Source organism: Paracoccus rhizosphaerae (genome assembly GCF_026162645.1).
GTDB classification, from domain to species: Bacteria; Pseudomonadota; Alphaproteobacteria; order Rhodobacterales; family Rhodobacteraceae; genus Paracoccus; species Paracoccus rhizosphaerae.
The window spans coordinates 62360-80946 of sequence record NZ_JAOTBE010000010.1 but is presented as its reverse complement, the minus strand read 5'-3'; the positions used below and the strand labels follow the sequence as shown (position 1 = coordinate 80946).

Here is an 18587-nt window from a genome sequence, read left to right as displayed (position 1 = left end):
GGCCTGTTTTCCCGACAAACGGGCAGGTCGAGCGGATGAACCGCACGATCAAGGCCACGGTCAAACGCTTCCACTACGATAGCCACGATCAGCTCCGCACCCATCTCGCGGACTTCATGCCAGCCTATAACTTCGCCCGCCGCCTCAAGACCCTCGCCAGCCATGGTCCTCGGACCGATGGCGGACCATGGCTGGCCCTCACGCCTTACGAATTCATCTGCAAGATCTGGACATCCGAGCCCGACAGATTCATCCTAAACCCGATCCACCAGATGCCGGGACTGAACATCTAGCCTGCCTCGGCCGCGATCTGCGCACGCGATTTGCGGCCGCGTTCGGTGGCCGACTTCAACTGACCGCAGGCGGCCATGATATCCTCGCCCCTGGGCGTGCGGATCGGGCTGGCATAGCCGGCCTTGTAGATGATGTCGGCGAATGCGCGGATGCGGTTGTTGCTGGACCGCTTGTAGGGTGCGCCGGGCCATTCGTTGAACGGAATCAGGTTGATCTTGGCCGGGATGCCGCGGATCAGCTGCACCAGCCTGCGCGCGTCGTCGTCGCTGTCGTTCACGCCGTCCAGCATCACGTATTCGAAGGTGATCCGCTCGCTGTTGGACAGCCGGGGATAGTCGCGCAGCGCCTCCAGTAGGGTCTCGATGTTCCAGCGCTTGTTGATCGGCACCAGCTTGTCGCGTGTCTCGTCCGTCGTCGCGTGGAAGCTGACGGCCAAAAGGCAGCCGATCTCCTCGGCGGTGCGGGCGATCTCGGGCACGACGCCGCTGGTGGACAGCGTGATGCGGCGGCGCGACAGTGAGAGCCCCTCGCCGTCCATCACGACCTTCATGGCGTCGCGGACGTTCTCGAAGTTGTAGAGAGGCTCGCCCATGCCCATCAGGACGATGTTGCTGATCAGGCGGGTTTCGTCCTTGGGCGCGCCCTGGACCGGCCATTCGCCAAGATCGTCGCGCGCGACCAGCAGCTGGCCCACGATCTCTCCGGCGGTCAGGTTGCGCACCAGCTTCTGCGTGCCGGTATGGCAGAACGAACAGGTCAGCGTGCAGCCGACCTGGCTGCTAACGCAGAGCGTCCCGCGGCCCTCCTCGGGAATATAGACCGCCTCGACCTCGTGGCCGCCGGCAATCTTCAGCAGGTACTTGCGGGTGCCGTCGCTGCTGACCTGCCGGGTCACGATCTCTGGTAGGACGATCTCGAACCGGTCGGCCAGCAGGGCGCGATAATCCTTGGCCAGATTGGTCATCTGCGCGAAATCGCGCACGCCCCAGTGATAGATCCACTGCCAGACCTGGCCAACCCGCATCTTGGCCTGCTTCTCGGGCGTGCCGGCCGCGATCAGGGCGTCGCGCAGCTGCTCCCTCGTCAGCCCGACGATGTTCGTCAGGCCGCCTTGGGGCAGCTTGCGGGGAATGGTCAGCACGTCCTGCGTGATCGGGGCGTTCATGTCGTCACCGGCAATGTAAGCGAAGACCCGCAAATAAGCGAAACGGGCCGGCTTTTCAACCGGCCACGTCCCTGGCGTCGAAATATCCGCCGGACAGCCGGCCGGCGGTGTCCGTCGGTGCCGTTACTGGCAGCGTTCCTTGGCGGTGTTGGTCGCGGCGGTGATGCCCGACAGGCTGAACGTGTCCTTCGTCGTCGTGCCGCGCGACGAACGCCCGGTCACCACGGCCGAGGATCCGGCCCGAAGCGCGCCGATCAGCGATTCATCCTCGGACGGGCTGCCGGTCCAGGCGCTCTCGCCCTCGGTGAACAGGTTGAACTTGCGGCCGCCGACATCGACCTCGACCGTGCTGTCAGGCGCGAAGGGATAGCCGCCGGTGAACGACACTTCGCCGTTCTGGCCGGGGCGATAGGCGACATACAGGCGGATGTCGCCGCGCGCCACCTCGGTCGGCTGGCCGTCGCGGGTGTTGATCGTCGACTTGGGCGGGGACACCGCCCAGCATTCCCGCGGGCTGTCGGCCGCAAAGACGGTCCAGTCACCCTCGGTCGCCACGACATTGCTGGTCTCTTGCGCGACCGCCGTGCCCAGCCCGGCGATCAGGACCAGGCTGGCGCCTATGCCGCGCAGCGTAGTGGTATTCATGCTCTGGCCTCCTGCCATTCATTTCGCCGCTTTGCCCGGCGTTGTTCCCCGATTGCTGTGGTCTTTTCAACCATCTGCCGCCAGAATAGCGAAATTCGCTGCCCGCAAAAGGTCATGCGAGCAAAATCGCGCAATTGTCAGGGAGAATTTTCCATGCGTTCAGCCGAGATGATCGAACTGTGGCGGGGGGACATGCGGGAAAGCCTGCACCGGGGCCACGCGATCATCTGCGACGCACATGGAGTCGTCGAGGCGTGGGGGAAGCCGTCACAGGTCATCTATCCGCGGTCCTCGTGCAAGATGATCCAGGCTCTGCCGCTGATCGAAAGCGGCGCGGCCGACGCCGCCGGCTTGACGGACCGCCAGCTGGCATTGGCCTGCGCCAGCCATTCCGGCGCGGCGCTTCACGTGCAAGGTGTGGGCGGCTGGCTGCAGGGGCTGGGGATGGCCGAAAGCGACCTTCGCTGCGGCAGCCACATGCCCCGCGACCCGGCCGAGAACAAGCGCCTGACATGTTCGGACGAAAGCCCCTGCCAGCTGCACAACAACTGCTCGGGCAAGCACGCCGGCTTTCTGACGCTTAACCGGCACCTGAAGGGGGGCGCCGAATACGTGGCGCCCGATCACCGCGTCCAGCAGGCCGTCAAGGCGGCCTTCGAGGAGGTGACAGAGGAGACCAGCCCCGGCTTCGGCATCGACGGATGCTCGGCCCCGAACTGGGCCTGCTCGCTCGAGGGGCTGGCGCGGGCGATGGCGCGGTTCGCCAACCCAGGGCAGGACCGGCGCGGCCAGGCGATGCAGCGGCTGGTGGACGCGATGCGCGCGCATCCCGAACTGGTCGCGGGCGAGGGTCGATCCTGCACGGCGCTGATGCGCGCAATGGGCGGCGCGGTGGCGGTCAAGACCGGGGCCGAGGCCGTCTTCGTGGCCATCCTGCCCCAGCAGGGCCTGGGCGTCGCGCTGAAGATCACCGACGGTGCCACCCGCGCCAGCGAGGCCGCCATCACTGCGATCCTGATCCACCTGGGTGTGCTGGAGGCTGGCGATCCGGTAGCGCAGGCCTATCTGAACGGGCCGATCCGGAACTGGCGGGGGATGGTCACCGGCAGCCTGAGGACATCGCCGGGCTTTCCAAGCTGAGCCGGTCAGGCGCGAATCGTCACGAATACGACGCAATGTTGTGGTTCCATCACCCTGCAGGACCACCCCCGCGCCTGCGCCCCAAGCATGACCGGCCGGCGCCCCTTGGCAGAGCGGGCGCCGGCAACCATGTCAGACCATCTGCCAGATCAGCCGCAGCGCCAGGACGGTCGAGGTCACGACCAGCAGCGGCTTGATCAGCCTGGCCCCGATCCGCGAGGCGAGCCTTGCGCCAAGCGTGGCGCCGGCGATCTGGGCCACGCCCATGGCGATGCCCAGAAGCCACAGCGGCTGACCGACCAGCGCGAAGGCGCCCAGCCCGCCCAGGTTCGACGCGAAGTTCAGAAGCTTGGTGTGCGCGGTGGCCTTCAGCACGCCGTACCCCGCCAGGGTCACGAAGCCGATCATGTAGAACGCGCCCGCCCCCGGCCCGATCAGCCCATCATAGAAGCCGATGAAGGGAACCACGGTCATCGCGAAGACCGCGGCCGAGAGCCGTCGCGTGCGGTCGAGGTCGTTCAGCCCCGGCTTCAGCGCGAAGAACAGGGCGATTCCGATCAGGATCACTGGAAGGATCAGCCGCAGCCCGTCCGTCGGGATCGCACTGACGAGTGTCGCACCGGCGGCCCCCGCCGCCCCGGCAATGAGAGCCGACCTCCACTGTCTGCGCAGATCCACGAGGCCCCGCGCGGCGTAGCTGAGTGCGGCAGTGCCGGCACCGAAGACGCCCTGGACCTTGTTGGTGGCCAGGGCCTGCGCGGGCGGGACGCCCGCCAGCATCAGCACCGGCAGGGTGATCAGGCCGCCGCCGCCGGCGATGGCATCGACGAAGCCTGCGGCGAAGGCTGCCGCCATCAGCAGGGGGATCAGGTCGAGAGTCAGATCGAACATGCTGGCCATACTGTCGGAGGGCACCGTCGCTGCGGGGGTTTCACACCCCCGCGCCCCCGTGGGATATTTGCGGACCGCTGCAGGAGGCGGGCGGCTGCCGCCTGCAGCGATGGCGGTCAGACGGTGACGAAGTCCCGGGCAGAATAGCCTTGCAGGTAGAGAAGCGCTGTCAGGTCGCCGTGGTTGATCCGGATCTGGGCCTGCGCGGCGACAGCGGGCTTGGCGTGCAGCGCGACGCCCGTGCCGGCGAGGCCGATCATGTCGAGGTCGTTCGCGCCGTCGCCCACGGCGATCGCGTTCTGCGGCGTCGTGCCGAGGCGGGCCGCGATCTGCTGCAAGGCCTCGACCTTGGCCTCTCGGCCCAGGACGGGAAGGGCGACATGGCCGGTCAGGACGCCCGCCTCGATCAGCAGCGCGTTGGCGCGGTGTTCGTCGAAGCCCAGCCGGCCGGCGACCGCCTCGGTGAATGCAGTGAAGCCGCCCGAGACCAGTGCGGCATAGGCGCCGTGCGCGCGCATCGTGGCAACCAGCGTCGCGCCGCCCGATGCTAGGGTGATGCGGTCCTGCAGGACAGTAGGTATGACGCCTTCGTCCAGGCCTGCCAGCAGGCCAACGCGTTCGACAAGCGCCTCGTGGAAGTTCAGATCGCCGTTCATGGCACGGGCTGTGATGTCGGCGACGCGTTCGCCCACGCCTGCGAAATCCGCCAGTTCGTCAATGCATTCCTGGTCGATCATGGTCGAATCCATGTCGGCGATCAGGATGCGCTTGCGCCGCCCCTCGGCCGGCTGGATCGCCAGGTCGATGCCGATGACCTGAAGGTCGAACCAGACGCGGTCTGCGTCGGCGGGTGCCTGGGGGATGTCGAACTCGGCCGCGATGCCGGGGGCCAGGATGCGCGGCGACCCGCCCTGCCACTGCGCCGACAGTCCGCCAGGCAGTTCGCTGTCGAGATTGGCGGCATGGGGCGAGGCGATCAGCGAGACGGTGAACATGGGGCGCATCCTTTTCGGCTGCCTCGGGATGTAGGCCAAAGATTTTTCTTGCGCCAGAGCAGGCGTGGCCTTACGTCGGTCAGTGGGACACCCCTCCCCAACGAGGGGCTTTTAGCTGGAAGGCTAGTCACATGACCGATCATGCGATCCCGGCTGCGCGGCCGGCAAATCCGCGCTTTTCCTCTGGCCCTTGCGCCAAGATTCCCCATTACAATCTGGACATGCTGTCGGACGCGCCGCTTGGCCGTTCGCATCGCGCCGCCGTCGGCAAGGCCAAGCTGGCCGAGGCGATCGAGCTGACGCGTGAGGTTCTGCGCGTGCCCGCGGATTACCGCATCGGCATCGTTCCCGGCTCGGACACGGGCGCGGTCGAGATGGCGATGTGGTCCCTGCTGGGACAGCGCCCGGTCGAGATGCTGGCCTGGGAGAGCTTTGGCGAAGGCTGGGTCACGGACGCGGTCAAGCAGCTGAAGCTGGACGCGACCGTCCGCAAGGCCGACTACGGCAAGATCGTCGATCTGGCCGAGGTCGATTTCGCGCGCGACGTCGTTTTCACCTGGAACGGCACCACCAGCGGTGTGCGCGTGCCGAACGGCGACGCGATCCCCGCGGATCGCGACGGCCTGACCATCTGCGACGCGACCAGCGCGGCCTTTGCGATGGACCTGCCCTGGAACAAGCTGGATGTGGTGACCTTCAGCTGGCAGAAGGTTTTGGGCGGCGAAGGCGCGCATGGCGTTCTGATCCTGTCCCCGCGTGCCGTCGAGCGTCTGGAAAACTACACACCCGCCTGGCCGCTGCCGAAAATCTTCCGCATGACCAAGGGCGGCAAGCTGATCGAGGGCATCTTCAAGGGCGAGACGATCAACACGCCCTCGATGCTGGCGGTCGAGGATTACCTGGTCGCGCTGAAATGGGCGCAATCCCTGGGCGGCCTGCCGGCGCTGATCGCGCGCGCCGATGCCAATGCGGGCGCGGTGCGGGAGTTCATTGCCGACAAGGACTGGATCGCGGATCTGGCCGAGGACCCGGCGACGGCCTCGACCACCAGCGTGTGCCTGAAGTTCACAGATCCGGCGATCAAGGACGGCGCCGCCTTTGCCAAGGCCGTTGCGAAACGGCTGGAGAAGGAAGGCGTCGCGCTGGATGCGGGCGCCTATCGCGACGCGCCGGCGGGACTGCGTATCTGGTGCGGCTCGACGGTCGAGACGGCCGATGTGGCGGCGCTTATGCCATGGATTGAGTGGGCCTATCGCGTCGAACTGGCCGCGCAGTGACCTGACCGCCGGGGGGCTTTGCGCCCCCCGGACCCCCCGCAGGGTATTTTCCCAAAGAAGAAGCCGGATGCCAGCGTGGCCATGCCCGGGCGTTCCCACACAAGGATGAATGACATGCCGAAGGTTCTCGTCTCGGACAAGCTGTCCGAAACCGCCGTTCAGATCTTCCGCGACCGCGGGGTCGAGGTCGATTACATGCCCGATCTGGGCAAGGACAAGGAGAAGCTGGCCGAGGTGATCGGGCAGTATGACGGGCTGGCGATCCGGTCCGCGACAAAGGTGACCGAGAAGCTGCTGGCCGAGGCCACGAATCTGAAGGTCATCGGCCGCGCCGGGATCGGCGTCGACAACGTGGACATTCCGGCCGCCAGCAAGAAGGGCGTCATCGTGATGAACACGCCCTTCGGCAACAGTGTCACTACGGCCGAACACGCCATTGCGATGATGTTCGCGGTCGCCCGGCAGTTGCCCGAGGCCAGCGCCAGCACCCATGCCGGCAAGTGGGAGAAGAACCGCTTCATGGGGGTCGAGCTGTTCAACAAGACCCTTGGGGTGATCGGGGCGGGCAATATCGGCTCGATCGTGATCGACCGGGCTTTGGGGCTGCACATGAAGGTGCTGGCCTATGACCCCTTCCTGTCCGAGGAGCGCGCCAAGGAACTGGGCGTGACTAAGGTCGAGTTGGATGAGCTGCTGGGGAAGGCCGACTTCATCACCTTCCATGTGCCGCTGACCGAAAAGACCCGCAACATCCTGTCGCGCGACGCCATTGCCAAGCTGAAGAAGGGCGTGCGGATCATCAACTGCGCGCGCGGAGGTCTGGTCGATGAGGACGCGCTGGCCGAAGCGCTGAAGGATGGCCGCGTGGCCGGCGCCGCCTTCGACGTCTTCGCGGTCGAACCGGCGACGGACAGCCCGCTCTTCAACCTGCCGAACGTCGTCGTGACGCCGCACCTGGGCGCATCCACGACCGAAGCTCAGGAGAACGTGGCCCTGCAGGTCGCCGAGCAGATGTCGGATTACCTGCTGACGGGCGCGGTGCAGAACGCACTGAACATGCCGTCGGTCACCGCCGAGGAGGCCGCCGTCATGGGCCCCTGGATCAAGCTGGCCGCGCATCTGGGCGCCTTCGTGGGCCAGATGACCGACGAGCCGATCAAGGCGATCAACGTCCTCTACGACGGCGTGGTGTCCGAGATGAACCTGAACGCGCTCAACGCCGCTGTCATCGCGGGCGTGATGAAGGCCACGAACCCGGACGTGAACATGGTCTCGGCCCCGGTCATGGCCAAGGAGCGCGGCGTGCAGGTGTCGACGACCCGCCAGGACAAGGCCGGCGTCTACGAGGGCTACATCAAGCTGACCTGCGTTACCGCGACCCGCGAACGGTCCATCGCCGGCACGGTCTTCAGCGATGGCAAGCCGCGCTTCATCCAGATCCGCGGCATCAACGTCGATGCCGAAGTCGGCAGCCACATGCTCTATACCCGCAACAAGGACGTGCCGGGTGTGATCGGCGCCCTGGGGATGACCCTTGGCAACTTGGGCGTGAACATCGCGAACTTCACGCTGGGACGCTCCGCGAACGGGGCAGATGCCATCGCCATCCTGTACCTGGACGAGCCGATCGGCGACGAGGCGCTGGCCGCGCTTCAGAACACAGGCAAGTTCTTGCAGGCCCGCCGGCTGCAATTCGAGGTTTGACCTTGCCGCCGCACGCCCCTAGCCATGGGGCGTGCGGACCTTTCCTGCCGCGCGCGATGGTCAGGTGACGGATGCGACTCTATGCGATCGGCGATATTCACGGGCAGCTGGACCTTCTGAAGGCCGCGCACCAGCGGATCTTCGACGACGGCGGGCCGGACGCGACGATCGCCCATGTCGGCGACCTGATCGACCGTGGCCCCGATTCCCGCGGCGTGGTCGAACACCTGCTGCGCGGCCGGAACGCTGGCCGTCCCTGGATCGTCACCCGCGGCAATCATGATCGCTTCCTGCCCGCCTTCATCGACCGGCCCGACTGGATCGACCCCGGCGTGTCCTCGGGGCAGCATTGGGTGGACCATCCGGGGCTGGGGGCGGCGGCGACATTGCGGTCCTATGGCGTCGACCCCGACCAACCCAGAGATGCGCTGCTGGAGGCCACGCGGCAGTCCGTTCCGCCCGCCCATGCCCGATTCCTGGCTTCCTTGCCCCTCTGGTTCCTGCACCCGCTTGCCCTTGTCGTCCATGCTGGCATTAGGCCCGGCATCGACCTGCGCGATCAGGCCGAGGACGACCTGGTCTGGATCCGCAAGCCTTTTCTGGAAAGCAATGCGGACTTCGGCCCGCTGGTCGTCCACGGCCACACCGCGCTGGAGCGGCCGACCCTCTATCCCAACCGACTGAACCTGGACGGCGGCGCCGCCTATGGTCGGCCGCTGAGCGCGGTCGTCATCGAGAAGGGCGCTGTCCATCTGCTGACCGACAAGGGCCGCGCCCCCCTGGAGAAGGAATAAGCGATGCGCACCGTTCTTGCCGCCGCGATGATGCTGACCACTGCGGCCCAGGCCGAGGAGGTCGCGCGGGTCGGGGTCGACTGGGTCGGAAACGACGTCATCGTCGAGGCGATCCAAGACCCCGAGGTTCCCGGCGTCACCTGCCACCTGGCCTATTTCAGCCGCTCGGTCCTGGACCGACTGAGCCAGGGGAACTGGTTCGAGGACCCCTCGAACAGCGCCATCGAATGCACGCGCACCGGCCCCATCGACGCTTCCGGCCTGACGCCCGGAGAGGACGGCGACCAAGTCTTCAGCCAGAGCAGGTCCCTGATCTTCAAGTCGCTTGAGGTGCGGCGCATCTATGACGACCAAAATCGTGTGCTGATCTATCTGGCGCATGGCGCGCAGGTCACCGAAGGCTCGGCCAAGATGTCCCTGGCGACGGTGCCGCTTCTGCCCGAGGACCGCGCCCCCTGAAGGGGCAGCCTGTAGACAGCCCAGGGCCGCCGCGCTAGAAGGCCGGCTGTGAATCAGGATGACGGAAGCCGCCCGATGCAGCCTTACCAGGTGCAAAGCCGCATTGCGAAATATTGCCTAGGCCAAGTCGTCCGGCACCGCAACCGCCCCTTCCGCGGCGTGATCTTCGACGTCGATCCCGAATTCGCCAATACCGAGGAGTGGTACGAATCCATCCCCGAAGATTCGCGACCCGAGAAGGACCAGCCCTTCTATCACCTTCTGGCCGAAACCGAGGCAACCTTCTATGTCGCCTATGTCTCGGAGCAGAATCTGGAACTGGACAGTTCGGGCGAGCCGCTGGACCATCCGGAAGTCGGCGACATGTTCGGTGCCTTCGAGGACGGCCGCTATTTCCTGGCGGCGCCGGTCAACTGACAGTCGCTCACGCGGCGCCGGACTGTGCAAATGGGATGCTGAAGGCCAGATAGTTGCGCTGGCTTTCACGGTAATAGCACAGCGCCTGCGTCAGGTCCTGGATCAGGAACCAGCCGAAACCGCCTTCGGGCAGGTCGTCCATCACCAGCGCGGGCAGGCTGCGCGGCAGGATGCATTCGTCGGGCAGCGACACGCCGTCATCGGTCAGAGCACAGGCCAAGCCGTTGGTGTGGCGCACGATGCACAGATGGATCACCGGCAGGCGGACGCTGTCGTCCGGGGCGCCCGCTCCGGCGGGCGCGTGTTCGGCGACGTTGTTCATCACCTCGGCCAGCACCAGCTCCAGCCGGCCGAGCGTGTCGTCGCTGACCTCGCCCTGAAAGCGACGGCGGACGTCCTGCAGCGTGTCGCGCACGGTTTCGGGCTGGGCGCTGAGGACGCGGTGGAACATCGGCTGGACCTGCGCCGACGCGCGGGTGCTGCGCTTGGGCTCCGACCGTTCGATGGGTGTCATTCACGATGCTCCTTCTGAGCGGTGAGGGGGCGGATGTCGAAGACGCTGTCCATGCGCGTCAAGCGGAAGACGCGCTCCACGTTCGGCGTCAGCGCGCAGAGCACCATCCCCAGGTTCTGCGGCAGGCTTTTACGCACGGCGATCATCGCGCCCAGGCCCGAGCTGTCCATGAAGTCCACGCTGGCCATGTCCAGATGGATGGGTTTGCGGCTTTTGACGACGATCTCGCGCAGCTTGTCCTTGAAGGGCGTCGCGATGGCCGCGTCGATCCGCGGCTCGGTCACCTTGACGGCCAGATGGGTGACGACGTCTTCGACGATGAACTGCATGATCGGGTCCTTTCGGCGCTGGTGCAGCCTGACTAGACGGGAAAGGTTACCATCCGGTAAGCGTGATGGTCGGGAGAGCCGGAGGAAACCATGACAAATCGACAGATCTTCGTGCGCGGCGCCGCGCGTACGCCCATGGGCGGGCTGCAGGGGGCGCTGTCGGGCGCCACCGCGGCAGAGCTGGGCGGGACGGCCATTGCCGCAGCCCTGTCGCGGGCGGGGATCGCGCCAGAAGCGCCAGAAGCGCCAGAAGCGCTGCTGATGGGCTGCGTGCTGCCGGCGGGCCAGGGGCAGGCCCCTGCGCGCCAGGCCGGGTTCGCCGCAGGCCTGCCGCAATCGCTGCCGGCGACGACGCTGAACAAGATGTGCGGATCCGGCATGCAGGCGGCCATGATGGCAGGCGACATGATCCTGGCGGGCCATGCCGACCTGGTCGTCGCCGGCGGGATGGAGAGCATGTCGAACGCCCCCTACCTGCTGCCCCGGATGCGGGCGGGCGCGCGACTGGGTCATGCGCAGGCGCTGGACCACATGTTCCTGGACGGGCTCGAGGACGCCTATGACAAGGGCCGCCTGATGGGCACCTTCGCCGAGGATTGCGCGTCCGAGTTCGCCTTCTCGCGCCAGGCTCAGGACGACTATGCGTTGGCCAGCCTGACGCGCGCGCAGGAGGCCATCGCCTCGGGCGCCTTCGCGGCCGAGATCGCGCCGGTGACCGTATCCGTGCGCGGCGGGGACAGGGTGGTGGACACGGACGAACAGCCCGGACAGGCGCGGCCCGACAAGATCCCGCACCTGAAGCCCGCCTTCCGCAAGGACGGCACGGTGACGGCGGCCAACAGTTCGTCCATCTCGGACGGGGCGGCGGCGCTGGTGCTGTCGGCGCATCCGCAGGACGCTATTGCCCGGATCGTCGGCTATGCCAGCCACGCGCAGGCGCCGGGGCAATTCCCGACCGCCCCCGTGCCCGCCGTCGAAAAGCTGCTGGACCGCATCGGCTGGACCAAGAAGGATGTCGACCTGTGGGAGGTGAACGAGGCCTTTGCCGTCGTTCCCATGGCCTTCATGGCCCGCACCGGGGTGCCCCGTGACCGCGTGAACGTCAACGGCGGCGCCTGCGCGCTTGGCCATCCGATCGGGGCATCCGGCGCCCGCATCATCGTGACGCTGATCCATGCCCTGCAGGCGCGTGGCCTGCGCCGCGGGGTGGCCGCCATCTGCATCGGCGGCGGCGAAGGCACTGCGCTGGCGGTCGAGTTGGCCTGACCTGCACGGCGAACACGCAGCCTGCCGACGGATTGCCCATTCCGGCGGCAGGCGAACCTGGCCTTTGCGGAACCCTCGGGCAGATTTTCCGGTTCCACTGTGGACTCCGACGTCCGGGGTGCGGATCATTGGATCAACGCAGACCCGCGAAAGGACGCGGAGATGGGGGGGTCATGAGTTCATATAACGAGATGTACGAAGGCGATCGCGTCAGGGATCCCTATGCCCGGTTGCGCGACTGGGTCGAGACGATGCCTGACGACTTTCGCCAGATGAAGCAGGCCGAAGCCGAGGCGCTGTTCCGGCGCATCGGAATCACCTTCGCCGTCTATGGCGAGGGGGGCGACCCAGACCGGCTGATCCCCTTCGACATGATGCCCCGCGTCTTCGAGCAGGCCGAATGGCGCAAGCTGGAACGCGGCATCAAGCAGCGCGCCCGCGCCCTGAACGCCTTCCTGCGCGACGTCTATGGCCGCGGAGAGATCATCCGCGCCGGCCGCATCCCGGCCCGCCTGGTCTACCAGAACGACGCTTATGAAAAGGCCGTGGTGGGCGTGGTACCGCCGCGCGGGGTCTATTCCCATATCATCGGCATCGACCTGGTCCGCACCGGCAAGGACGAATTCTATGTGCTGGAGGACAACTGCCGCACGCCTTCGGGCGTCAGCTACATGCTGGAGAACCGCGAGATCATGATGCGGATGTTCCCGCAGCTGTTCCGCGGCAACCGGATCGAGCCGGTCGACCAGTATCCCGAACTTCTGCGCCGGACGCTGGAATCGGTGGCCCCCGCCAAGTGCCGCGACCGGCCCACCTGCGTGATCCTGACGCCGGGCCATTTCAACAGCGCCTATTACGAACACAGCTTCCTTGCGAATCTGATGGGGGTCGAACTGGTCGAGGGGCAGGACCTGTTCGTCGATGGAGAGTTCGTTTACATGCGCACCACGACCGGGCCGCGCCGCGTGGACGTGATCTATCGCCGGATCGACGACCCGTTCCTGGACCCGCTGTGCTTCCGCCCCGATTCGATGCTGGGCGTGCCGGGGCTGATGGATGTCTATCGCTCGGGCGGGGTGTCGATCTGCTCGGCCCCCGGCGCGGGGGTGGCCGACGACAAGGCGGTCTATACCTTCGTCCCCGAGATGGTGCGGTTCTACCTGGGCGAGGAGCCGATCCTGAACAACGTCCAGACCTGGACGCTGTGGAAGGACGACGATTACCGGTACGTGATGGACCACCTGCCCCAACTGGTCGTGAAGGAGGTCCACGGGTCCGGCGGCTATGGCATGCTGGTCGGCCCGAAATCTACCGCCGACGAGATCGAGGCGTTCCGCGCCAAGATCCAAGCCGATCCGTCGAACTATATCGCGCAGCCGACGCTGGCCCTGTCCACCTGCCCCACCTTCGTCGAGGAAGGCATCGCGCCCCGCCACGTGGACCTGCGGCCCTATTGCCTCTGCGGCGACCGGATCGAGCTGGTTCCGGGCGGCCTGACCCGCGTGGCGCTGCGCGAGGGATCGCTGGTCGTGAACTCGTCGCAGGGCGGGGGCGTCAAGGACACCTGGGTCCTGTCGGAATGAGGGGAAGGAACACGATGCTCAGCCGCACCGCCTCGAACCTGTTCTGGATGGGCCGCCACTTGGAACGCGCCGAAACCGCCGCCCGCCTGCTGGACGTGGGCCAGCGCATCACCCTGCTGCCGAACACCGAGGCGGGATACCAGAACGAATGGAACTCGCTTCTGCAGGCTTCTGGGACGGCGCGGCTGTTCGCCGAGAAGCATGGCACCGTTACCCAAGAAAAGATCGAGGAGTTCATCTTCTTCGACCGCGACAATCCCTCATCGGTGGCCTGCTGCCTTGAAAAGGCGCGCGAGGCCGGGCGCATCGTCAGGACCGCGCTGACCAGCCAGGTCTGGGATGCGCTGAACATGGCCTATCAGGACCTGCGCAAGATCGAGCGCCAGCCGCGCGCAAGCCTCGACACGGGTCTCCTGACCGATTTCACCACCGGCCACACCTCGACCGTGCGCGGCGCCATCAACGCGACGCAGCTGCGCAACGACGGCTGGCACTTCATGAATCTGGGTTACGGTCTTGAACGGGCCGACGCGACCGCGCGGCTTCTGGACGTCAAGTATTTCGTCCTGCTGCCCAGGATCGAGTTCGCGGGATCTGGCCTCGACACCTATCAGTGGCAGGTGATCCTGCGCGCGCTGTCGGCGCACCGATCCTATCACTGGGCCTATGGTGGCGACATCACGGCCGAAAAGGTCGCTGATTTCCTGATCCTGAACGGCGAAAGCCCGAGGTCGCTGATCACCTCGCTTTATGAATCCGTCTGGCAACTCGAGGGGCTGGCGCGGCGCTATGGCGAGGGGGTGCCGACGACCGCGCGCGACAAGGGGCGCGAGGTGCTGGCCGCGCTGCAGGGCCGCGACATCGACATGATCTTCGATGAGGGCCTGCACGAGTTCCTCAGCTGGTTCATCCGTGAACTGGCCGAAGTGTCGAACCTGGTTCACCAGGATTACCTTCTGGGAGGGGTATGACGATGAAGCTGCGGATTTCCCACGAGACCGTCTATCGCTATGCCCGCCCCATCCGGAACCTGGTGCAGAGCCTGCGGCTGACCCCCTCCGCCTTCGAAGGGCAGAAGACCCATGAATGGCTGATCGAGGTGTCGGGCGGCATCCGCGGCCCCGGCTTCCGCGACGGCGCCGGCGACTGGATCGAGGGTTGGACCGTCCGCGGCCCCGCCGAGGAGGTCACCGTCCGCATCGCCGGCCGCATCGACACGCGCGACACCGCAGGTGTCCTGCGCGGCCACCGAGAGACGATCCACCCGATGGTCTATCTGCGCGACAGCGATGCCACGAAGGCCGACGATGCGCTGCAGGACCTTGCCCGCCAGGCTGACGGCGCCGACCCGCTGGACCTGGCGCACAAGCTGTCGCACCTGGTCGGCGACCGCATCGCCTTCCGCCCCGGCGTCACCCGGTCAGGGACCACCGCCGCCGAAGCCTTGGCCCTGGGCGAGGGGGTCTGCCAGGACCATGCCCATGCGCTGATCTCGCTGGCCCGCGCAAGGGGGCTGCCGGCGCGCTATGTCTCGGGCTATCTGCATTCCACGATTGACGGCAAGGCGCATGACGCCGCCCATGCCTGGGCCGAGATCCATGTCGGCCAGCTGGGCTGGGTGGGCTTCGACGCCGCCAACCGATGCTGCCCCGACGAACGCTATGTCAGGCTCGGCTCTGGCACCGACGCCGCCGACGCGGCCCCGATCAGGGGCGTGGCGCTTGGCACCGGGGCCGAGGAGCTGGACGTCCGCGTCCAGGTCGAAGAGATGGCGCAGTAGGCCGCAGGTCAGGCGTCCGAACGTCCTGCCGGGCCCTCACGACAAAGCGCCATGCTAGCGTCCCACGCTGCAATTGCACCCCATCGTGGGTCGGTGGGGCAATTTGCGCCGCCTGCCGTGTCGCTCCATAAAGGCGCCCCGACCAAGGCCCCTGACAGACCCGTGACAGCTTTCGCATTGCGGCACCGTTCCTGCGGGCCTACTGTGCCTGCTGGACTTATGCTTGGAAAGACCGCCGATGACCTATTGCGTCGGATTGAAACTGGACGCCGGGCTGGTGCTGCTGTCCGATACGCGCACCAACGCGGGCCTCGACAACATCTCTTGCTATCGCAAGATGTTCTTCTTCGAAAATCCGGGTGAACGGATCATCACGATCATGACGGCCGGGTCGCTGTCGGTGACGCAGACGACCATCGCCCGGCTGGAAGAGGCGATCGAGGACGAGATGGCTGACGAGTCGACTTCGATCCTCAGGGCGCCGACGATGCTGCGGGTGGCGACGATCATCGGCGACACGCTGTCCCGGACGCGCCGCGACATCGCAGAACAATGCCGCGACCTGAAACAGCAGGCCTCGGCCAGCATGATCGTCGCGGGGCAGCGGCAGGGCGGCGACATGCGAATGTTCCTGATCTATCCCGAGGGCAACTTCATCGAGGCGACCGACGACACGCCCTTCCTGCAGATCGGCGAACACAAGTACGGCAAGCCGATCCTTGACCGCGTCGTCACCCCGCAGACGAACCTGGCGGATGCGCAGAAGGCGGTGCTGCTGTCGATGGATTCGACCCTGCGGTCGAACCTGTCGGTCGGCATGCCGCTGGATCTGGCCGTGATCGAGCGCGGCGCCTGCGCCGTCACCATTCGCCGCCGCATCCAGGATGGCGACCCCGATTTCGCGCAGATGAGCGCCGCCTGGTCCGCCGCCCTGCGCGACAGCTTCGTCAACATCTCTCTCTGACGCGTTCGGGGCGGACGCCCTTCCGGCGCCTCAACCTCGTTGAACCGTCCCTGCCGCCGCGTTAAGCAGATCGGGCACAGCCTGCCCGAGGACATCATGACCGACAAGACCAGCCGCACCCGCATCACCCCCGAGGAGGCGCTGGCCTATCACATGGAGCCGCGACCGGGAAAATACGACATCGTCGCATCGACCCCGATGACCACGCAGCGCGACCTGTCCCTGGCCTATTCGCCGGGCGTTGCGGTGCCGGTTCAGGCCATCGCCGACCGCCCCGAGACCGCCTATGACTATACCACCAAGGGCAACATGGTGGCCGTCATCTCGAACGGCACGGCCATCCTCGGGATGGGGAACCTGGGGGCTCTGGCCTCGAAGCCGGTGATGGAGGGCAAGGCGGTGCTGTTCAAGCGCTTCGCCGACGTGAACGCCATCGACCTGGAGCTGGACACCGAGGACGCGGACGAATTCATCAACGCTGTCAAGCTGATGGGCCCCACCTTCGGGGGCATCAACCTGGAAGACATCAAGGCGCCCGAATGCTTCATCATCGAGCAGCGCCTGAAAGAGATCATGGACATCCCGGTCTTCCATGACGACCAGCACGGCACCGCCGTCATCTGCGCCGCGGGGCTTCTGAACGCGCTGGAGCTGTCTGGCAAGCGGATCGCGGACGTGCGCATCGTGCTGAACGGCGCGGGCGCGGCCGGCATCGCCTGTCTGGAGCTGCTGAAGTCGATGGGTGCGCGGCAGGAAAACTGCATCATGTGCGACACCAAGGGCGTCATCTACCAGGGCCGGACCGAGGGGATGAACCAGTGGAAGTCGGCCCATGCGGTGATGACCGACGCCCGCAGCCTGCAGGACGCGATGAAGGGCGCCGACGTGTTCCTGGGCGTCAGCGCCAAGGGGGCGGTGACGCAGGACATGGTGGCATCCATGGCCGACAACCCGGTGATCTTCGCGATGGCAAATCCTGATCCCGAAATCAGCCCAGAGGATGCCCATGCCGTCCGCCCCGATGCCATCGTGGCGACCGGGCGCAGCGACTATCCGAACCAGGTGAACAACGTCCTGGGGTTCCCCTACCTATTCCGCGGCGCGCTGGACATCCACGCCCGCGCCATCAACGACGAGATGAAGATCGCCTGCGCCGAGGCTCTGGCCCGCCTGGCGCGCGAGGATGTCCCCGACGAGGTCGCCATCGCCTATGGCCGCAAGCTGCAGTTCGGACGCGACTACATCATCCCGACGCCCTTCGACCCGCGGCTGATCCATGTCGTGCCGCCCGCCGTCGCGCGTGCGGGCATGGACACGGGCGTCGCCCGCCGGCCGATCATCGACATGGACGGCTATGTCCAGTCGCTTCAGGCCCGCATGGACCCGACGGCGGCGATCCTGCAGGGCATCCATGCCCGCGCGCGCCAGAAGCAGGCCCGGATGATCTTTGCCGAGGGCGACGATCCACGCGTTCTGCGCGCCGCCGTCGCCTGGCAACGCGGCGGCATGGGCCAGGCCCTGGTCGTCGGCCGCGAGGCCGAGGTCAAGGCCGAGCTTCAGGCCCTGGGCATGGGCGATGCGTTCCGCGAGATCACCGTGGTCAACGCCGCCAACAGCCGCCACATGGAGGCCTATCACGACTTCCTCTATCAGCGGCTGCAGCGGAAGGGCGTCGACCGGGAAGACGCGACCAAGCTTGCGAACCGCGACCGCCACATCTTCGCCGCACTGATGTTGGCGCATGGGCATGGCGACGGGCTGGTCACCGGGGCCACCCGCAAGAACGCGCCGGTTCTGGCGCAGATCGGCCGGGTTTTTGACGTGCGCCCGCAGGACGGGGCGGTGGGCATCACCGCCGTGCTGCACCGCGGCCGGATCGTGCTGATCGGCGACACACTGGTCCATGAATGGCCCGAGGCCGAGGATCTGGCCGACATCGCCACGCGCGGCGCTGCCGTGGCGCGGGGCCTTGGCCTTGATCCGCGGGTGGCCTTCCTGTCGTTTTCGAACTTCGGCTATCCGGTCAGCGAACGCGCGATCAAGATGGCTGAGGCCGCGAAGGTCCTCGACATCCGCGGCGTCGACTTCGAATACGAGGGCGAGATGACCGTTGACGTCGCCCTGAACCCCGAATCCGCCGCGCGCTATCCGTTCAGCCGCCTGACCGCCCCCGCCAACGTGCTGGTCGTGCCGGCGCGGCATTCGGCCTCGATCTCGGTCAAGCTGCTGCAGGAGATGGCGGGCGCGACGGTCATCGGGCCGATCCTGACGGGTGTCGCGCGGCCGATCCAGATCTGCTCGACCAACTCGACCGTAAACGACATCCTGAACATGGCGGCCATCGCCGCGGGCGGCTTGCAGGGCTGAGAG

General features: G+C 66.6%; 18 protein-coding genes and 1 pseudogene. 13 read left to right on the top strand and 6 right to left on the bottom strand.

Annotated elements, in window-relative coordinates:
- A pseudogene (locus OC184_RS06220) lies at window positions 1-293 on the top strand (hypothetical protein); the annotation flags it as partial.
- Here OC184_RS06220 and rlmN read toward each other — a convergent pair.
- Complete coding sequence (gene rlmN / locus OC184_RS06215; protein WP_265506310.1) at window positions 290-1459, bottom strand: 23S rRNA (adenine(2503)-C(2))-methyltransferase RlmN; 1170 nt, start codon at window positions 1457-1459, stop codon at window positions 290-292. The pseudogene OC184_RS06220 and the gene rlmN sit on opposite strands and share 4 nt — an antisense overlap.
- Window positions 1460-1582: 123 nt before the next feature.
- The gene (locus OC184_RS06210) at window positions 1583-2104 is read right to left on the bottom strand and encodes an invasion associated locus B family protein (RefSeq protein WP_265506309.1); all 522 of its coding nucleotides are present in this window, start codon (window positions 2102-2104) and stop codon (window positions 1583-1585) included.
- A 153-nt stretch (window positions 2105-2257) separates the two neighbouring features.
- On the opposite strand from OC184_RS06210, the gene OC184_RS06205 reads away from it, so the two are divergent.
- Entirely contained in the window at window positions 2258-3244 is a 987-nt protein-coding gene (locus OC184_RS06205) for an asparaginase (RefSeq protein ID WP_265506308.1), read from the top strand.
- 132 nt (window positions 3245-3376) lie between these two features.
- On the opposite strand, the gene OC184_RS06200 is transcribed toward OC184_RS06205, so the two are convergent.
- Together OC184_RS06200 and serB are read right to left on the bottom strand one after the other, a co-directional pair.
- Entirely contained in the window at window positions 3377-4135 is a 759-nt protein-coding gene (locus tag OC184_RS06200) for a TSUP family transporter (RefSeq protein WP_265506307.1), read from the bottom strand.
- 116 nt (window positions 4136-4251) lie between these two features.
- Window positions 4252-5130: a phosphoserine phosphatase SerB gene (gene serB, locus OC184_RS06195; RefSeq protein ID WP_265506306.1), complete on the bottom strand. Its 879-nt coding sequence runs from the start codon at window positions 5128-5130 to the stop codon at window positions 4252-4254.
- Between the two features lie 131 nt (window positions 5131-5261).
- Between serB and OC184_RS06190 the strand changes: the two genes are divergently transcribed.
- From OC184_RS06190 to hspQ, 5 genes are all read left to right on the top strand, one after another.
- Window positions 5262-6407: a phosphoserine transaminase gene (locus OC184_RS06190; protein WP_265506305.1), complete on the top strand. Its 1146-nt coding sequence runs from the start codon at window positions 5262-5264 to the stop codon at window positions 6405-6407.
- Window positions 6408-6521: 114 nt separating this feature from the next.
- Window positions 6522-8111 (top strand): phosphoglycerate dehydrogenase, encoded by a 1590-nt coding sequence (gene serA / locus OC184_RS06185; protein ID WP_265506304.1) that lies wholly within the window; start codon window positions 6522-6524, stop codon window positions 8109-8111.
- Between the two features lie 71 nt (window positions 8112-8182).
- On the top strand, window positions 8183-8905 hold the full coding sequence (locus tag OC184_RS06180; RefSeq protein WP_265506303.1) for a metallophosphoesterase: 723 nt from the start codon (window positions 8183-8185) through the stop codon (window positions 8903-8905).
- A gap of 3 nt (window positions 8906-8908) precedes the next feature.
- Entirely contained in the window at window positions 8909-9364 is a 456-nt protein-coding gene (locus OC184_RS06175; protein ID WP_265506302.1) for a CreA family protein, read from the top strand.
- Window positions 9365-9439: 75 nt separating this feature from the next.
- Window positions 9440-9781, top strand: a complete 342-nt coding sequence (gene hspQ / locus OC184_RS06170; protein WP_265506301.1) for a heat shock protein HspQ — start codon at window positions 9440-9442, stop codon at window positions 9779-9781.
- A gap of 7 nt (window positions 9782-9788) precedes the next feature.
- Here hspQ and OC184_RS06165 read toward each other — a convergent pair whose 3' ends face one another.
- Together OC184_RS06165 and OC184_RS06160 are read right to left on the bottom strand one after the other, a co-directional pair.
- Window positions 9789-10295, bottom strand: a complete 507-nt coding sequence (locus OC184_RS06165; protein WP_265506300.1) for an ATP-binding protein — start codon at window positions 10293-10295, stop codon at window positions 9789-9791.
- Complete coding sequence (locus OC184_RS06160; protein ID WP_265506299.1) at window positions 10292-10624, bottom strand: STAS domain-containing protein; 333 nt, start codon at window positions 10622-10624, stop codon at window positions 10292-10294. Before OC184_RS06160 ends, OC184_RS06165 begins: the two co-directional genes overlap by 4 nt.
- Window positions 10625-10714: 90 nt before the next feature.
- On the opposite strand from OC184_RS06160, the gene OC184_RS06155 reads away from it, so the two are divergent.
- The 6 genes from OC184_RS06155 (at window position 10715) to OC184_RS06130 (ending at window position 18584) form a co-directional block, all read left to right on the top strand.
- Entirely contained in the window at window positions 10715-11890 is a 1176-nt protein-coding gene (locus tag OC184_RS06155; RefSeq protein ID WP_265506298.1) for an acetyl-CoA C-acyltransferase, read from the top strand.
- Window positions 11891-12063: 173 nt separating this feature from the next.
- The gene (locus tag OC184_RS06150; RefSeq protein WP_265506297.1) at window positions 12064-13473 is read left to right on the top strand and encodes a circularly permuted type 2 ATP-grasp protein; all 1410 of its coding nucleotides are present in this window, start codon (window positions 12064-12066) and stop codon (window positions 13471-13473) included.
- Between the two features lie 14 nt (window positions 13474-13487).
- Entirely contained in the window at window positions 13488-14444 is a 957-nt protein-coding gene (locus OC184_RS06145) for an alpha-E domain-containing protein (protein WP_265506296.1), read from the top strand.
- 2 nt (window positions 14445-14446) lie between these two features.
- Complete coding sequence (locus OC184_RS06140; RefSeq protein WP_265506295.1) at window positions 14447-15253, top strand: transglutaminase family protein; 807 nt, start codon at window positions 14447-14449, stop codon at window positions 15251-15253.
- Window positions 15254-15491: 238 nt separating this feature from the next.
- The gene (locus OC184_RS06135) at window positions 15492-16217 is read left to right on the top strand and encodes a proteasome-type protease (protein ID WP_265506294.1); all 726 of its coding nucleotides are present in this window, start codon (window positions 15492-15494) and stop codon (window positions 16215-16217) included.
- Window positions 16218-16313: 96 nt separating this feature from the next.
- Window positions 16314-18584, top strand: coding sequence for an NADP-dependent malic enzyme (locus OC184_RS06130; RefSeq protein WP_265506293.1), 2271 nt, complete (start codon window positions 16314-16316; stop codon window positions 18582-18584).
- Window positions 18585-18587 lie beyond the last annotated feature (3 nt).